The 14,731-nt window shown below is 68.7% G+C and carries 12 protein-coding genes and 1 pseudogene; 8 read left to right on the top strand and 5 right to left on the bottom strand.

What is annotated here, in order from left to right:
* Window positions 1-16 precede the first annotated feature (16 nt).
* Window positions 17-2,416, top strand: a complete 2,400-nt coding sequence (locus tag Aple_RS45400; RefSeq protein WP_170321989.1) for a PQQ-dependent sugar dehydrogenase — start codon at window positions 17-19, stop codon at window positions 2,414-2,416.
* A gap of 173 nt (window positions 2,417-2,589) precedes the next feature.
* Here Aple_RS45400 and Aple_RS45395 read toward each other — a convergent pair.
* Window positions 2,590-2,853 (bottom strand): annotated as a pseudogene (locus Aple_RS45395) (class I SAM-dependent methyltransferase); the annotation flags it as partial.
* Window positions 2,854-3,088: 235 nt separating this feature from the next.
* Here Aple_RS45395 and Aple_RS45390 point away from each other — a divergent pair.
* Together Aple_RS45390 and Aple_RS45385 are read left to right on the top strand one after the other, a co-directional pair.
* Window positions 3,089-3,796, top strand: coding sequence for a sulfotransferase family protein (locus Aple_RS45390; RefSeq protein WP_155351003.1), 708 nt, complete (start codon window positions 3,089-3,091; stop codon window positions 3,794-3,796).
* Window positions 3,797-3,839: 43 nt separating this feature from the next.
* Window positions 3,840-4,190 carry a hypothetical protein gene (locus Aple_RS45385; RefSeq protein WP_155351002.1) on the top strand — a complete coding sequence of 117 codons (351 nt, stop codon included), beginning with the start codon at window positions 3,840-3,842 and terminating at the stop codon, window positions 4,188-4,190.
* A 107-nt stretch (window positions 4,191-4,297) separates the two neighbouring features.
* On the opposite strand, the gene Aple_RS45380 is transcribed toward Aple_RS45385, so the two are convergent.
* From Aple_RS45380 to Aple_RS45370, 3 genes are all read right to left on the bottom strand, one after another.
* Window positions 4,298-5,557 (bottom strand): class I SAM-dependent methyltransferase, encoded by a 1,260-nt coding sequence (locus Aple_RS45380; protein ID WP_155351001.1) that lies wholly within the window; start codon window positions 5,555-5,557, stop codon window positions 4,298-4,300.
* Between the two features lie 6 nt (window positions 5,558-5,563).
* Window positions 5,564-6,934 (bottom strand): FAD-binding oxidoreductase, encoded by a 1,371-nt coding sequence (locus Aple_RS45375; protein WP_155351000.1) that lies wholly within the window; start codon window positions 6,932-6,934, stop codon window positions 5,564-5,566.
* Window positions 6,935-7,115: 181 nt separating this feature from the next.
* Window positions 7,116-8,582, bottom strand: coding sequence for a serine/threonine-protein kinase (locus Aple_RS45370; protein WP_155350999.1), 1,467 nt, complete (start codon window positions 8,580-8,582; stop codon window positions 7,116-7,118).
* 209 nt (window positions 8,583-8,791) lie between these two features.
* Between Aple_RS45370 and Aple_RS45365 the strand changes: the two genes are divergently transcribed.
* Window positions 8,792-9,901 carry a CaiB/BaiF CoA transferase family protein gene (locus Aple_RS45365; protein ID WP_155350998.1) on the top strand — a complete coding sequence of 370 codons (1,110 nt, stop codon included), beginning with the start codon at window positions 8,792-8,794 and terminating at the stop codon, window positions 9,899-9,901.
* Entirely contained in the window at window positions 9,901-10,542 is a 642-nt protein-coding gene (locus tag Aple_RS45360; RefSeq protein ID WP_155350997.1) for a nitroreductase family protein, read from the top strand. Before Aple_RS45365 ends, Aple_RS45360 begins: the two co-directional genes overlap by 1 nt.
* Here Aple_RS45360 and Aple_RS45355 read toward each other — a convergent pair.
* Window positions 10,530-11,012, bottom strand: a complete 483-nt coding sequence (locus Aple_RS45355) for a GyrI-like domain-containing protein (RefSeq protein WP_155350996.1) — start codon at window positions 11,010-11,012, stop codon at window positions 10,530-10,532. The two genes, Aple_RS45360 and Aple_RS45355, sit on opposite strands and share 13 nt — an antisense overlap.
* A 76-nt stretch (window positions 11,013-11,088) precedes the next feature.
* Between Aple_RS45355 and Aple_RS45350 the strand changes: the two genes are divergently transcribed.
* The 3 genes from Aple_RS45350 to Aple_RS45340 all read left to right on the top strand — a co-directional run bounded on the left by Aple_RS45350 (window position 11,089) and on the right by Aple_RS45340 (window position 14,663).
* On the top strand, window positions 11,089-12,528 hold the full coding sequence (locus Aple_RS45350) for a GuaB1 family IMP dehydrogenase-related protein (RefSeq protein WP_155350995.1): 1,440 nt from the start codon (window positions 11,089-11,091) through the stop codon (window positions 12,526-12,528).
* Window positions 12,529-12,683: 155 nt separating this feature from the next.
* Window positions 12,684-13,058, top strand: a complete 375-nt coding sequence (locus Aple_RS45345) for an FKBP-type peptidyl-prolyl cis-trans isomerase (protein ID WP_155350994.1) — start codon at window positions 12,684-12,686, stop codon at window positions 13,056-13,058.
* A gap of 90 nt (window positions 13,059-13,148) precedes the next feature.
* Window positions 13,149-14,663 (top strand): ATP-dependent DNA ligase, encoded by a 1,515-nt coding sequence (locus Aple_RS45340; RefSeq protein WP_155350993.1) that lies wholly within the window; start codon window positions 13,149-13,151, stop codon window positions 14,661-14,663.
* The last annotated feature ends 68 nt before the right edge of the window (window positions 14,664-14,731 follow it).

Raw genomic sequence — 14,731 nt, 5'->3', positions numbered from 1 at the left:
TCCGGGGAGACACGCCATGCGAGGCCATGCGATCACCGGTGCGTTAGTGCTCGTCGCGGGGCTTCTGGTCACCGCAGCACCGGCTGCGAACGCCGGCGCAGCGACACCGTTCCAGCGAGGCACCAGGTACGAAGCGGAATCCGCCACGATCGTCCAGGGCCGGGTCGAGAGGGCCCGGCGGGGATATACCGGCGAGGGATACGTCAACGGGTCCAACCGGGCCGGGAGTTACGTCGAATGGTCGGTCACGGCCGAGACGGCCGGACCGGCGAAGATCCTGATCCGGTACGCGAACACGAACCGGCGCAACGGGAGTTCGGATATCTCGGTGAACGGAGAGACCGTCGCCGAGGACCAGCGGTTCCCGGGGACGCGCTGGTGGCGGTTCTGGCGGACGGTGTCGTTCCGGACGACGCTCGTCCAGGGCGAGAACACCATCCGGGTCACCTCAGCGTCCCGGCGGGGGAACCCGCACCTGGATCACCTGGAAGTCCGCACTCTGACGGCACCCCCGACCGAAACCCCACCTCCCACCGAAACACCCCCACCATCCGAAACACCACCTCCGACGGAATGCCCGACGATAACCCCGCCGGCCGAAACTCCCCCGGCGGAAACACCTCCGGCCGAGACCCCGCCGGGAGAAACCCCGCCGGGAGAATCACAAACTCCCTCACTCCTCGGCTCACCTCCGGCCGAATCGACTCCCCCAGCCGAGACGCCACCAGCCGAGACACCCCCGGCAGAAACGCCTCCCGCCGAAACTCCTCCGGCTGAGACACCTCCCGTTGAGACGCCCCCGGTTGAGACACCTCCAGGAGAAACACCCCCTGGGGAAACGCCCCCGGTAGAAACGCCTCCGGTTGAATCGCCTGCTCCGCCCGGTGAGTGTCCGCCGCCCGGTGGTGACACGGAGATTCCGACCGCGCCAGGTCAGCCCGTCTGCCAGGACATCGGCCCCGACCAGCTGGCCCTCGACTGGCCGGTCTCCACCGACAACGTCGAAGTCACCGGCTACGACATCTTCGACGGCGGCACGACGATCGCCGAGGCGACCGCTCCGCCGGTCCTCATCGTCGGCCTCACCCCGGCCACCACCTACCAGCTCACCGTCGTCGCCAAGGACGCGGCCGGAAACGTCTCCGACAGCAGCCCGCTGGTCGAATGCGCCACCACCGAAGCCGGGGACACCGAACCCCCGAGCGCCCCGGCCGAACTGACCCAGTCCAACGTCACGGATACCACCGTCGACCTGGCCTGGCAGGCGTCCACCGGCGAACCGGCCACCTACCTGGTCCGCGACGAGGCCGAGAACGTCCTGGCCACAACCGGCGCCACCAGCGTCACCGTCACCGGCCTGACCTGCGCGACGCCGTACACCGTGCATGTGGTGGCCGAGGACGTGGCCGGGAACACCTCCGAGCCGAGCGGCACCCAGACGTTCACCACGGGAGCCTGCGCCGAGACCGTGCCGCAGCAGGCGGTCACGCTGCCGGAGGGCTGGACCATCCCGTGGGACATAGCCTGGGCACCCTCCGGCGATTACGCCCTGGTCACCCAGCGCGACGATTTCAAGATCTACAAGGTCACCGCCGAAGGGCAGCGCACCGAGGTGGGCACGGTTCCGGAGACCGTCAGCACGGACGGCGAAGGCGGCCTGATGGGCATCGCCATCCCCTCCACCTGGAACGGCACCACCGATCGTGACATATACGTCATGCACACAGCAGCCGAGGGCAACCGCGTGGCCCGGATGAGCTTCGACGGCACCACCCTCACCGACTACCGCACGGTCCTGACCGGCATCCGCAAGAACCGTTTCCACAACGGCGGCCGCATCAGATTCGGCCCCGACGGCTTCCTCTACGTCACCACCGGCGACGCCCAGCAACCCAACCTGGCCCAGGACCCTGCCTCCCTCAACGGCAAGATCCTCCGCATCACCCGAGAGGGCGCCGCCGCACCAGGCAACCCCTCCGGCACCCCCGTCTACTCCCTCGGCCACCGCAACCCCCAAGGCCTGGCCTGGGACTCAGCCGGACACCTCTGGGCGAGCGAACTCGGCAACATCAACTGGGACGAACTCAACCTCATCGAAGCAGGAAAAAACTACGGCTGGCCCACCTGCGAGGGCGAATGCACCACCGCAGGCATGACCAACCCGAAGAAGACCTGGACCCCCGACACGGCTTCCCCCAGCGGCATGGCCATCATCGATGACACGGTCTACCTGGCCGCGATGCGCGGCCAACGCCTGTGGCGCATCCCCCTGAACGGCACCGAGGCCGGGGAGGCATCGGCCTACTTCCAGGGCGTGCACGGCAGGCTGCGCGCCGTAGAGAAGGTCGCCGACGCGCTCTGGGTCAGCACCACCAACGGCGAAGGGGACAAACTCCTGCGCGTCCCCCTCGGATAGGCACGCGAATGGCTCCCGCGCCGGACCTGCGCGGGAGTCATCCCGGAATCGCCTGAAGCTCGGGTGCCGGGGTACAAACGAATCCCGCGCTGGACCCGCCTAAGGGCCCCTGGTACCAGGACACGAGACGGCCCCCGCGTGGAACCCCGCGCGGGAGCCGTACCCCGGAAGTATCAGGGCCAGTCGAGGGACGGGCGGAGGGGGACGTGGGAGGCGCCCTCGTCGTCGAGGTTGACGCCCAGGACCTGGTGGAGTTGGATTTTGTTGCGTTCGAAGCCGACGATGCAGCCGGCCATGTAGAGGCGCCAGACGCGGGCGGTGCCCTGGCCGACCTCGCGGACGGCCTCGTCCCAGTGGTCGTCCAGGTTGCGGCACCAGTCGCGGAGGGTCAGCGCGTAGTGTTCGCGCAGGTTCTCCTCGTGGCGGATCTCGAAATCCGTCCGCGTGGCGAAGGTCGTGTCACCGGTCCTGAGCTGACCGTCGGCGAGGGCACGGCTACCTCCCCGCGCTCAACCAACGGCTTCTCCCCCGCCTTCGTCGGAGCCCCCGCCATCCCCCCTTCGGTACCTCAGGTGTTGTCACATTTCGGGGCTGACGGTCATAGAAGGGATTGCCAGGTCCATGATCGCACCACCATGATCGGGGCAAGCCGACACCTCATGGAGGGGCAACATGCTGACCGTGATCGGCGCGGGATTCCCGCGCACCGGTACGAGTTCGATGAAGGCGGCGCTGGAACGGCTGGGGTTCGGGCCCTGCCACCATATGTTCGACGTCGGGTCCAACCCCGACCGCGCCCGGCGGTGGGCGCCCCTGGCATACGGTGACGCGGTGCCGGAGTGGGATCACGTGTTCGAGGGGTTCCGTTCCGCTGTCGACTGGCCGGCCTCGTTCTTCTGGCGCGAGCTGGCGGCCAGGTACCCAGAGGCCAAGGTGGTCCTTACGGTACGCGACCCGTACGCCTGGTTTGCGAGCATGCAGACGCTCATCGCCAACGGCCCGGCGCGGTTACAGGCGGAGAAGCTGGCACCGGAGATGGCCGGTCTGGTGGAGAGCATGAAGATCACCCGCCCGCTGCTCGAGCGCATGAAACGGGAGGGGTTGGGCAGCGACCGGCCCTTCGGCGAGGTCCCCGACGAGAAGGACACCATCGCGGCGTTCGAGCGGCACACGGCCACGGTGAAGGAGAGCCTGCCGCCTGAGCGGCTGCTGGTGTTCGACGTGCGGGAAGGGTGGGAGCCGCTCTGCCGTTTCCTGGGCGTGGACGTCCCTGCCGGGGAGCCGTTCCCGCGCCTGAACGACAGCAAGGTGATGCAGCAGTCAATCGACAGGCTGATGCAGGGGGAGAACATCGGACTTCCGTTTCACCCCACGGATTGAACACTTCGGACTCGGTAATACCCCCTTGGGGTATAGGGAGGAGTTGACCCGTCAGCTCCGGAACTCCGCACGTGCCGCGATCCGCCGCTACCTGCGGGAGAACGGAGCCGGACTGCTCAACACGCTCTACTCAGAGCAGCCAATCCGGGTCCATGTCACCCCCGGCGTGACAGTGGACGGCCGGATTGACTTGATCAAACGCCTGGACGACAGCGCCGCCAGCCAGCGCGAGGTCATCAACGAAAGGCTGCTGCTCGATATCCGCGACAAGATCCTGGATGCCGGGGACGCGCTCCGGGAGAACCGGCTCCCGAGAAAGTCGCAGTGGTGTGACACCTGTGCGAGGTGCGATCTGGTCGGACTGTGCCGCGATAACCCGACGGTGGCGCCATGATGGAGGGCTTGGCGAACCGAGCGCCCGGCGGGGTTCGAGCCCGAGTTCGTCAACCAGAGATGGCGGCCCCCGCGTGGAACATCGCGCGGGAGCCGTACTCAGAAATATCAGGGCCAGTCGAGGGACGGGCGGAGGGGGACGTGGGAGGCGCCCTCGTCGTCGAGGTTGACGCCTAGGACCTGGTGGAGTTGGATTTTGTTGCGTTCGAAGCCGACGATGCAGCCGGCCATGTAGAGGCGCCAGACGCGGGCGGTGCCCTGGCCGACCTCGCGGACGGCCTCGTCCCAGTGGTCGTCCAGGTTGCGGCACCAGTCGCGGAGGGTCAGCGCGTAGTGTTCGCGCAGGTTCTCCTCGTGGCGGATCTCGAAGCCGTTGTCTTCCATTTCCCGGACGAGCGTGCCGACCGACTCCAGCTCGCCGTCGGGGAAGACGTAGCGGTTGATGAAACCGCCCTTGTTGATCGTCCGCTCCTTGCCGGTCGGGCGGGTGATGCAGTGGTTGAGCAGGCGGCCGCCGGGCTTGAGCTTGCCGTGGAGGAAACGGAAGTAGGCGCCGAGCTGGTCGCGGCCGATGTGCTCGGTGAGGCCGATGGAGCTGATCACGTCGAAGCTGGACTCGGCGACGTCGCGGTAGTCCAGGAAGCGCACTTCGGCGAGCTCGCCGAGGCCTTCCTCGGCGATGGCCTTCTGCGCCCATTCGGCCTGCTGGCGGCTGAGGGTGACGCCGAGCGCCTTCACGCCGTACTCGCGGGCGGCGTGGCGGACCATGCTGCCCCAGCCGCAGCCCACATCCAGCAGGCGCATGCCGGGCTTGAGGTCGAGCTTCCTGGCGACCAGGTCGAACTTGGTGTGCTGGGCCTGTTCGAGCGTGGCGTCAGGGGTGGGATAGGTCGCGCAGGTGTAGGCCATCGAAGGGCCGAGCACCCACTCGTAGAAGCGGTTGGAGACGTCGTAGTGGTGGTGGATCGCCTCGGCGTCGCGCTGCTTGGCGTGCCGACTGCCGAGGCGGGCCATCGCCGAGCGGCGGACCTCCTGGGCGGGCAGCGGGACCCGGGTCAGCAACGGCTTGACGCCGAGCGCCCGGACGGCGGCGATCTTCTCGGACGTCGAGATGTCGTTGATCGTTAACGACCACATCCGGTCGAGCAGCTCGTACATGTCGCCCTGCACGTCCAGATGGCCGGAGATGTAGGCCCGGGCCATGCCGAGCTCACCCGGGGCCTGGGCCAGGTAGGCGACCGCGAGCGGCGACTTCACCTCGAGGCGGATGTCCGCGCCGGATGGGCCCGCCTTGCTGCCGTCGTACGCGCAGAACTCGATGCCGGCCCCAGATCCGACAACCCTTTCAAAGATCTCGGCGAGATTCATGTGTCATCACCTTCCCCGTACACATTTCTCATACAGGTCGAGCAAACGTCCACCGGGGTCGTACGCACGTTTGACCGGCCAGTAAGCGTCTCCGTTGTAGAAGCGCCAGAACTCCTCTCGAGCATAGAAGGAGGTCGAATAGAGGGACTTGTGGCCCTCCAGTTCGTGCACGGCGCGTTCGATCAGACGGTTGTAGTAGCCGTCCTGCCGTCCTCTCGGCAGGGCCACCATCCCCCAGAAACCGAAGTTCACGTAGAGCCGCCCGGAGTCCAGCGGGTAGAGGCTCCAGTCTCTGGTGGCTTTCAGGGGGCACATCCAGAGCGGCGTCATGCCCACCTGGCTGTGGAAGAACTCCAGGAACTCGGCGCCCCGCTCGACCGGGACCTCCACGTCCTGGATGACCGACTCGTGCATCGGGTTGTCGCGCCAGCGGTCGATCCTGGCGGTGATGCCGTAGCGCTGGTCGAGGCCGACCAGCTTGCGGTAGACGTCGGAGCGCAGCCAGCGGCGCGGGGTGATGGACCGCACCAGGGGCTGCTGCACGCCGAAGGCGCGCGAGCACCAGAACCAGTCGGTGTCCCAGCGCCACAGGTAGTCGCGGATGGTGAGCCAGTCGCGGGTACGGTTACGCATCGACTGGTAGTAGATCCGCATTCCCGTGTAATCCGACGCGTACGGTGCGCGCTCGGCGAACCGCCCAAGCGTGATGTACATCTCGTCGGGGCCGAAGAAGGTGCCGTCGATGAAGTCGATCGGGTCGCCGTCGTGCTCCCGGGTCTCGCAGATCTCCTGCATGGCCAGCATGCACTTGTCGGCGTCGGTGAACCGCACGTGGGTGAGCCGCACGAACGGCTGCACGGGGGCCAGCTTGATCTTGATGCGGAGCGCGTAGCCGAGCGTGCCGTACGAGTTGGGGAAGGCGTGGAACAGGTCGCTGAACTCGTTGTCGGCGCGGGCGACCACGATCCGGCCGTCGCCGGTGAGGATTTCCAGCTCCTCCACCGACTCGTGCGGCAGACCGTCCCTGAAGGAACTGGACTCGATGCCGAGCCCGGTGACCGCGCCCCCCAGCGTGATCGTCTTCAGCTGCGGCACCACGAACGGCATCAGCCCGTGCGGCAGCGTGGCGTCGACCAGATTCTCGTAAGTCGTCATGCCCTGGACTTCCGCGGTGCGGGCATCCGGGTCGACGTGAATGACCTGGTCGAGGTCGCGGGCGGAGAGCTTGGCGACCTTGGCGGGCTCGCGGAACCGGAACAGGTTCGTGGTGGCCTTGGCCAGGCGCGGGGCCGCGTCGTCGGGGATCGCGGCGTAGGAGTCGCGGATCTGCTCGACCGCTCTCCGATGGGTGGTCATACTGGTCGTGCGCTCGGGCATGACACCACCCCCAGGATAGTAGAGATCGTCTCTAGAGGAACGCTATCCCCCTAAAACAACCCAGACCAGACTCGACACGTTAAACCCGAGAAAACTGTCGGTTCGTTGGGCGTGCGTTGACAGTTGTTCCCACTCCGACATGGGAGAACCCTCGACTCTCCCGGCCTATTCCCGCTCTGGATCACCTTGGCCGGAAGCTGTCCAGAACCTTGGTCATCGCTTCCGTCTGGGCCGCCCAGCGCGCCTCCTCCGACGTCCAGGTGATCAGGAACGCGCGGTCGCCGACGGTCAGCAGGCGGGTGAGTTCGCGGTAGCCGACGCCGACGGTGAGCCAGGGGCTGCTCGCGGTGTCCACCGGGGTGAAGGTGGACTCCCATTCGACGGCGCCGCCGTAGGACCAGGAGACACGATCGAGGCGCAGGCGGCGGTAGTCGCGGGCGTCGCGGGAGCGGATGGCCTCGATCTCGGCGATCATCTCGCGCTGCGCGGCGTGCGGGACGATCTCCTCCACGCCGAGGTGGCTGCCGCCGTCGCGGCTCAGCCATTCGGTGAACGCCTCCGCGCGGGAGCCGGTCCAGGTGCGCGGGTAGCCGATCGTCCAGCCGGCCGGGGAGACGTACCGCTTGAAGGCGGACACGCGGGTGGGAGTGACGCTCGGCTCCGGTGACGGAGAGGGAGAGGGAGACGGAGACGGAGACACGATGACCGGAGCCACTGGTTGGTCGAGGGACATCATCGACCAGGCGGCGGTCCCGCTGACCGCGACCACCGCGACGGCCGCGACCGCGATCAGCCAGGTACGGCTCCGCCGCCGGCTCCCCGGCTCGCGCGCAGGCCCGCCGTCGACCAGGGACAGCAGGCGCTCGGCCTCGGCGGCGTCGGCCCGCTCGGCGGGATCCCGCTTGAGCAGCGCCGACAGCGCCGGATGCAGGGCTGGGTGGAGCCGCCCGAAGTCGGGTTCCTCGGTCAGCACCGCCGCCACGGTGGCGATCATGGTGCCCCGGTCGAACGGCGACCTGCCGAGCACGGCCGCGTACAGGGTGGCGCCGAGCGACCACAGGTCGGAGGGTGGCCCGAACTCGCGCGACTCCGCGCGTTCCGGCGCGAGGAACGCGGGCGACCCGGTGATCATCCCGACCACCGGCAGGTTCGCCTCGTGCTCGGTGGTGGCGATGCCGAAGTCGGTGAGGACCGCCCGCCCCTCCGGCGTGACCAGGATGTTGGCCGGTTTGACGTCCCGATGCAGCACCCCGGCGGCGTGCGCGGTGGCCAGCGCGGACAGGATCTGCCGCCCGATCGCGGCCACCTCTTTCACCGGCAGCGAGCCCTGCTCCCGGACGAGCTGCTCCAGGGAGGGCGCGCGGACGAGTTCCATCACGATCCACGGGCGGCCGTCCTCCTCCGCCACGTCGTAGATCGCGACGATGCTGCGGTGGCTGAGCCGGGCGGCGGTCCTGGCCTCGCGCCCGGTCCGCAGAAGCTGGCGTTCCAGTTCGCCTGGCGGCAGGCCGAGCGGCAGCATGACCTCCTTGACCGCGACCGGCCGATCCAGCAGCGTGTCGTGCCCCTCCCACACCACGCCCATCGCGCCTTGCCCGAGCTTCCGCTTGAGCTGGTAGCGCCCCGCGACCAGCCGTTCCCCCTCCATCGTGCCCCCTTGCCCGCACAGTATTAATGAGAAAGTCGTGATCTGGACAGCCGCCGCGGTGAGTCGTCTGGTCGGCGGCCCTGCGGCTGTCTATGGGACGGGTTTCTCGTTAATAAGAGGCGGTAATTCTCCCATACTGGTCACCCCCAAGCGGTGCCGCGAAGGTCCGTTCCGAATATTGTTCTAGGTATTCGAGCGAGGGAGCCGAGATGAGCGGACCGTTGGCCGGGGTACGCGTGCTGGAACTGGCCGGGCTGGCTCCCGGGCCGTTCGCGGGCATGATGCTGGCCGACCACGGCGCGGAAGTGCTCCGGGTGGATCGGGTCAAAGCGGTCACCGACGCGCCGCATGCGAACGTGATGGATCGGGGCAAACGATCCATCGGCCTGGATCTGAAGTCCGCCGACGGCGTCGCCGCGTTCAAACGCCTGGCCGCGAGCGCGGACGTGGTCATCGAGGTGTTCCGCCCCGGCGTCGCCGAGCGCCTCGGCATCGGCCCCGCCGACCTGCACGCGGTGAACGAGCGCCTGATCTACGGCCGGATGACCGGCTGGGGCCAGGACGGGCCGCTCGCCGCCACGGCGGGCCACGACATCGACTACATCGCGATCTCCGGCGCGCTGTCCGCGCTGGGCCGCGCCGGGGACAGGCCCACCCCGCCGATCAACATCCTCGGCGACTTCGCGGGCGGCGGCCTCATGCTCGCGTACGGCGTGCTGCTCGCCCTCATCGAGCGCGGGCGCACCGGCCGGGGCCGGGTGATCGACGCCGCCATGGTGGACGGCGCGGCACTGCTGCTGGCGATGTTCTACCAGGCGTCCCAGACGGGTTTCTGGGGTGCGCGCGGCACGAACCTGCTGGACACCGGGGCGCCCATGTACGACACGTACGAGACGGCGGACGGAAAGTACCTCGCGGTCGGATCCCTGGAGCCGCAGTTCTGGGCCGAGTTGCTCGGCAAACTGGGCCTCACCGACCTGCCGGATCGGGATGACCAGGCGAACTGGCCGGTGATCCGCGACCACCTGGCCGCCGTGTTCGCGACCCGGACCCGGGCGGACTGGGAAGCGGTGTTCGCGGGGTCGGACGCGTGCGTCTCGCCCGTACTGGAGCTGGCCGAGGCTCCGGAGCACCCGCACAACCGCGCCCGGGAAACGTTCGTGGAGGTCTCGGGTGTCACTCAGCCCGCGCCCGCCCCCCGCCTGCTCGGCGCACCCCACAGCGACCTGGCCCCCGCGACGAGGTTGCGGGACCTCACCTCCTGGGGCCTGGACGACGAAACCGCCAACAATCTCCGCGACCTGGGAGTCCTCGCCTGATGGACGTCTTCGAAGCCCTCTACACCACCCGGGCGATGCGCCGGGTCAAACCGGACGCGATCCCGGCCGAGGTGCAGGAACGCATCCTGGACGCGGCCGTGCGCGGCCCGAGCGGCGGCAACACGCAGGGCTGGCGGTTCCTGCTGCTGGACGATCCGGCGGTGAAGGCCGAACTCGGGCCGCTGTACCGGCAGGCGCTCGGGGTGCTGTTCGAGACGCACTACAAGCCGATGCGCGAGAAGGGCGATCCGCAGGCGCTCAGTGTGCTCAAGTCGGCGCAGCATCTCGCGGACCATTTCGAGGCGTACCCGCTGATGTTGTTCGCGTTCACCCGCAACGACCCGTCCGGGGGGTCGATCTATCCATCTGTGTGGAGTGCTCAGCTGGCGGCGCGGGCGTTCGGCGTCGGGAGCGCGCTGACGACCGTGCTCGGGCTGTTCCACGGCGAAGAGGCGATGCGGATCCTCGGTGTGCCGGAGGGTAAGGGCTGGCAGCTGGCGTGCACCGTCACCTTTGGCTACCCGACCGGTCGTTGGGGTGTCGCGCCCAGGCGACCGGTCCATGAGGTGAGCTATCGCAACAGGTGGGGCGAGCCGGTGGGTTTCGAGATCCCCGAACCGCTGTGGAGTTACGACGACTGAGGCTCCGCGTAGGAGGGCCGCACGGCGACGTAGAGGTCCGCGCCCGCCGGATGGTGGACCTCGACGTCGGTGGTGAAGGCCCGGGCGGGGGCCGTGCCGGACTCGGTGTGCTTCCAGAGGTACTGCCAGGCCTCGATCAGGGTCTGCGGGAGCGGGCCGCGTACCTCCAGGTGCATGCTGGGCACGCCCGGCACCCGGACCGCGACCATGCCCTCGGGCAGCCGGGCGGCGGTGTGCACCGCGACGCCGACGATCTGGGTGTACGCGCCGTTGTGATCGCTCTCGTAATCGGTGAGCACCGCGTACACGTTCTCGTCAGCCCTGCCCGGCACGTGCGCGAACGCGCCCGGCGCGCCCGCGCGGGCCCAGAGCGCCGGCAGCTGCGCGCGCGCCGGGTCGGCCTCGGCCGCGTTCGTGGTCCGCACGACGTGGCCGACGACGAGCAGCTCTGGCCGGTCAACAATGATCACAGACGGTCCCCCATTCGACTGAACTGATCGGCGTCATCTTTACATACCGTGCTGGAACGCAGGGAATGTTCATAACGTGCGATTTCTCAACGACATAACCCCGCCGTATGACCTGACCTACAGCGACGTGTTCATGGTCCCGTCCAGGTCGGACATCGGGTCGAGACTTACCGTGGATCTATCCGCCCATGACGGGACGGGCACCACCATCCCCGTGGTCGTCGCCAACATGACCGCGGTCGCCGGCCGCCGGATGGCGGAGACCGTGGCCAGACGCGGCGGACTTACCGTGATTCCGCAGGACATTCCCATAGATGTGGTGGCGAACGTCATCGAATGGGTTAAAGGACGCGATCTCATTCATGACACGCCGATCACGCTCACCCCGCACGACACCGTGGGAGACGCGCTCAACCTGCTGCCCAAACGGTCACACGGCGCGGTCATCGTGGTCGACTGGGACAACCGGCCGATCGGGGTCGTGACCGAGGCGGACTGCCAGGGCGTGGACATGTTCACCCAGCTCTCCCAGGTCATGACCGAATCCCCGCAGACGCTGCCGCAGGGCGTCGACCCTCAGACCGCCTTCGGCGCGCTGCACGAGGGCCGGCACCGGCTCGCTCCCGTGGTCGACGGGGAGGGGCGGCTGGTCGGCATTCTCACCCGTACGGGGGCACTGCGGGCCACCCTCTACCAGCCCGCGGTGGACCCCTCAGGGCGCCTGCGGGTCGCGGCGGCCGTCGGGATCAACGGCGATGTCGCCGCGAAGGCGAAGGAACTGCTCGACGCGGGAGCCGACACGCTCGTCGTCGACACGGCGCACGGGCATCAGGAGAAGATGCTGGCCGCGCTCGTCGCGGTGCGGGCGCTGGCGCCCGGGGTGCCGATCGTGGCGGGCAACGTGGTCACCGCGGCCGGGGTCCGGGATCTGGTCGAGGCCGGGGCCGACATCGTCAAGGTCGGGGTCGGGCCCGGCGCGATGTGCACGACCCGGATGATGACGGGCGTCGGGCGTCCGCAGTTCTCGGCCGTGCTGGAGTGCGCCGCCGAGGCCCGCCGCTTGAATCGCCACATCTGGGCCGATGGCGGGGTACGGCATCCGCGTGACGTCGCCCTCGCGCTGGCGGCCGGGGCGTCCAATGTCATGATCGGCTCGTGGTTCGCCGGGACGTACGAGTCGCCCGGGGATACCCGTACCTCCGCCGACGGGCGGAAATACAAGGAAAATTATGGAATGGCGTCGGCTCGTGCCGTTCGGTTGCGTACGGCGGAGGACACGCCGTTCGAACGGGCGCGCAAGGCGCTGTTCGAGGAGGGCATCTCGACCTCGCGGATGTATCTGGATCCGGTTCGGCCCTCGGTGGAAGATCAGATCGACGAGATCGTGGCCGGGTTGCGGTCCGCGTGCACGTACGCGGGGGCGGCCAGCCTGGCGGAATTCCATGAGCGGGCGGTCGTGGGCGTACAGAGCTCCTCTGGTTACACCGAGGGCATGCCGCTGCACCAGAGCTGGTGATGGGGAAGCCGCCGGTGATCCAGTGGCGCCCGGTAGAGTCGGCTGGTCGGTCGGAACCACGATCGGCCGCCGGCCTGGGGGCGCGCCACCTCTGCCGGACGCGGGCGGCTTCGCCGCCTGGCAACCGAGAGGCGCGCTGGAACAAGGAGACCCACGTGGCACTCGAAAGGCCCGAGATCGACTTCCCCGAGGGCAACCCGCCCTCCGACCTGGAGATCGTCGACCTGGTCGAGGGCAACGGCGCGGAGGCCAAGCCCGGGCATACCGTGAGTGTGCATTATGTCGGTGTCGCGTTCTCGAGCGGCGAAGAGTTCGACGCGTCGTGGAACCGCGGCCAGGCCTTCCAGTTCCCGCTCGGCGGTGGCCAGGTCATCGCGGGCTGGGACCAGGGCGTCGCCGGCATGAAGGTCGGCGGGCGCCGCCGCCTCACCATCCCGCCCCACCTGGGTTACGGCAACCGGGGCGCCGGTCGCGCGATCAAGCCCGGTGAGACTTTGATCTTCGTTGTGGACCTGCTCGACGTCGGCTGACCCTGGCGATTCCAGCCCCCGGCCCGCCGCCGGGGGCTGTGTCATGCCGGGAACTGGCGGCATTACAGCGGACTAGGGCAGGATTACCCTGTGTTGCTGATCGATCTTGCCAGGACCTCCGCCGCGGTGGCCGCAGAGTCGGCCCGCCTGGCCAAGATCAGGCATCTGGCCGAGTTGCTGGGCAGAGTCGGGCCTGACGAGGCCGAGATCGCCATCGCGTACCTGTCCGGGGAGTTGCCGCAGCGGCAGATCGGCGTGGGCTGGCGGAGCCTGCAGGAGCTGCCCGAGCCCCGGCTGGCCGCCACGGCCACGCTGACCCAGATCGACGCGCTGCTCGAACGCATCAAGGCCCAGTCGGGGCAGGGGTCGCAGGCGGCGCGCAAGCAGCTGGTCGCCGAGCTGTTCGGGGCGGCCACGCGGCCGGAGCAGACCTTTCTGGGGCGGCTGCTGACCGGGGAGCTGCGGCAGGGCGCGCTCGACGGGGTGATGATCGAGGCCATCGCCAAGGCGGCTGCCGTGCCGTCGGCTGAAGTGCGGCGGGCGCTCATGTTGCGCGGGTGGCTGCCCGCCGTGGGGGCGGCGGCGCTGGCCGGTGGGGTGGACGCGCTGCGCGACTTCCATCTGGAGGTCGGGCGTCCGGTCGCGCCCATGCTGGCGCAGAGCGCGCCGACCGTCACGGCCGCGCTGGAGAAGATCGGCGGGCCGGCGGCCGTGGAGTGGAAGCTGGACGGGGTGCGGGTGCAGGCGCACCGGTCGGGCGATCACGTCGGGGTGTTCACGCGGACGCTGGATGACATCACGGCGCAGGTGCCCGAGCTGGTAGAGGCGATGCTGGGGCTGGAGCGTACGGATCTGGTGCTGGACGGGGAGGTCATCGCGCTGCGGGCGGACGGGTGGCCGGAGCCGTTCCAGGTGACGGCCGCGCGGGTGGCGACGAAGGTCGGGCCGCGGGAGGTGCCGTTGAGTGTGTTCTTCTTTGACGCGTTGCGGGTGGATGGGGTGGATCTGCTGGATCTGCCGGACGCGGAGCGGCATGCGGCGCTGGCGGGAGCCGTACCGGCGGAGTTGATCGCGCCGCGGCTGGTGACCGGGGACGCGGATGAGGGGGAGGCGTTCTTCGCGGACGCGGTGCGGCGGGGGCATGAGGGTGTGGTCGTGAAAGCGCCTCAGACGGCCTATGCGGCGGGGCGGCGGGGGGCCGGGTGGATCAAGGTCAAGCCTCGGCACACGCTGGATCTGGTGGTGCTGGCGGTCGAGTGGGGGCATGGCCGGCGGGAGGGGAAGCTGTCCAATCTCCATCTTGGTGCGCTGGATCCGGAGACCGGCGGATATGTCATGCTCGGGAAGACGTTCAAGGGGTTGACCGATGAGCTGCTCGCGTGGCAGACCGAGCAGTTCCTGCGGCTGGCGGATGGGCCCACCGATGGGTGGACGGTCACCGTCAAGCCGGTGATGGTGGTGGAAATCGCCTTTGATGGCGTGCAGCGGTCGACGCGGTATCCCGGCGGGATGGCGTTGAGGTTCGCGCGGGTGCTCCGGTATCGGCCGGATAAGCGTGCGGAGGAAGCCGACACGATCGGGATGGTTCAGGCGCTTTTGCCCTGATCAGCGGCTTGGCGATCTATGCGAATTCGTTATATTTGGCGGTTCGGTTCTGGGTCGGCGCTCTAGGC

The organism is Acrocarpospora pleiomorpha, assembly GCF_009687885.1.
Classification (GTDB): domain Bacteria; phylum Actinomycetota; class Actinomycetes; order Streptosporangiales; family Streptosporangiaceae; genus Acrocarpospora; species Acrocarpospora pleiomorpha.
Note: the sequence above shows the minus strand (reverse complement) of the source record. Positions and strands in the feature narration are given on the sequence as shown.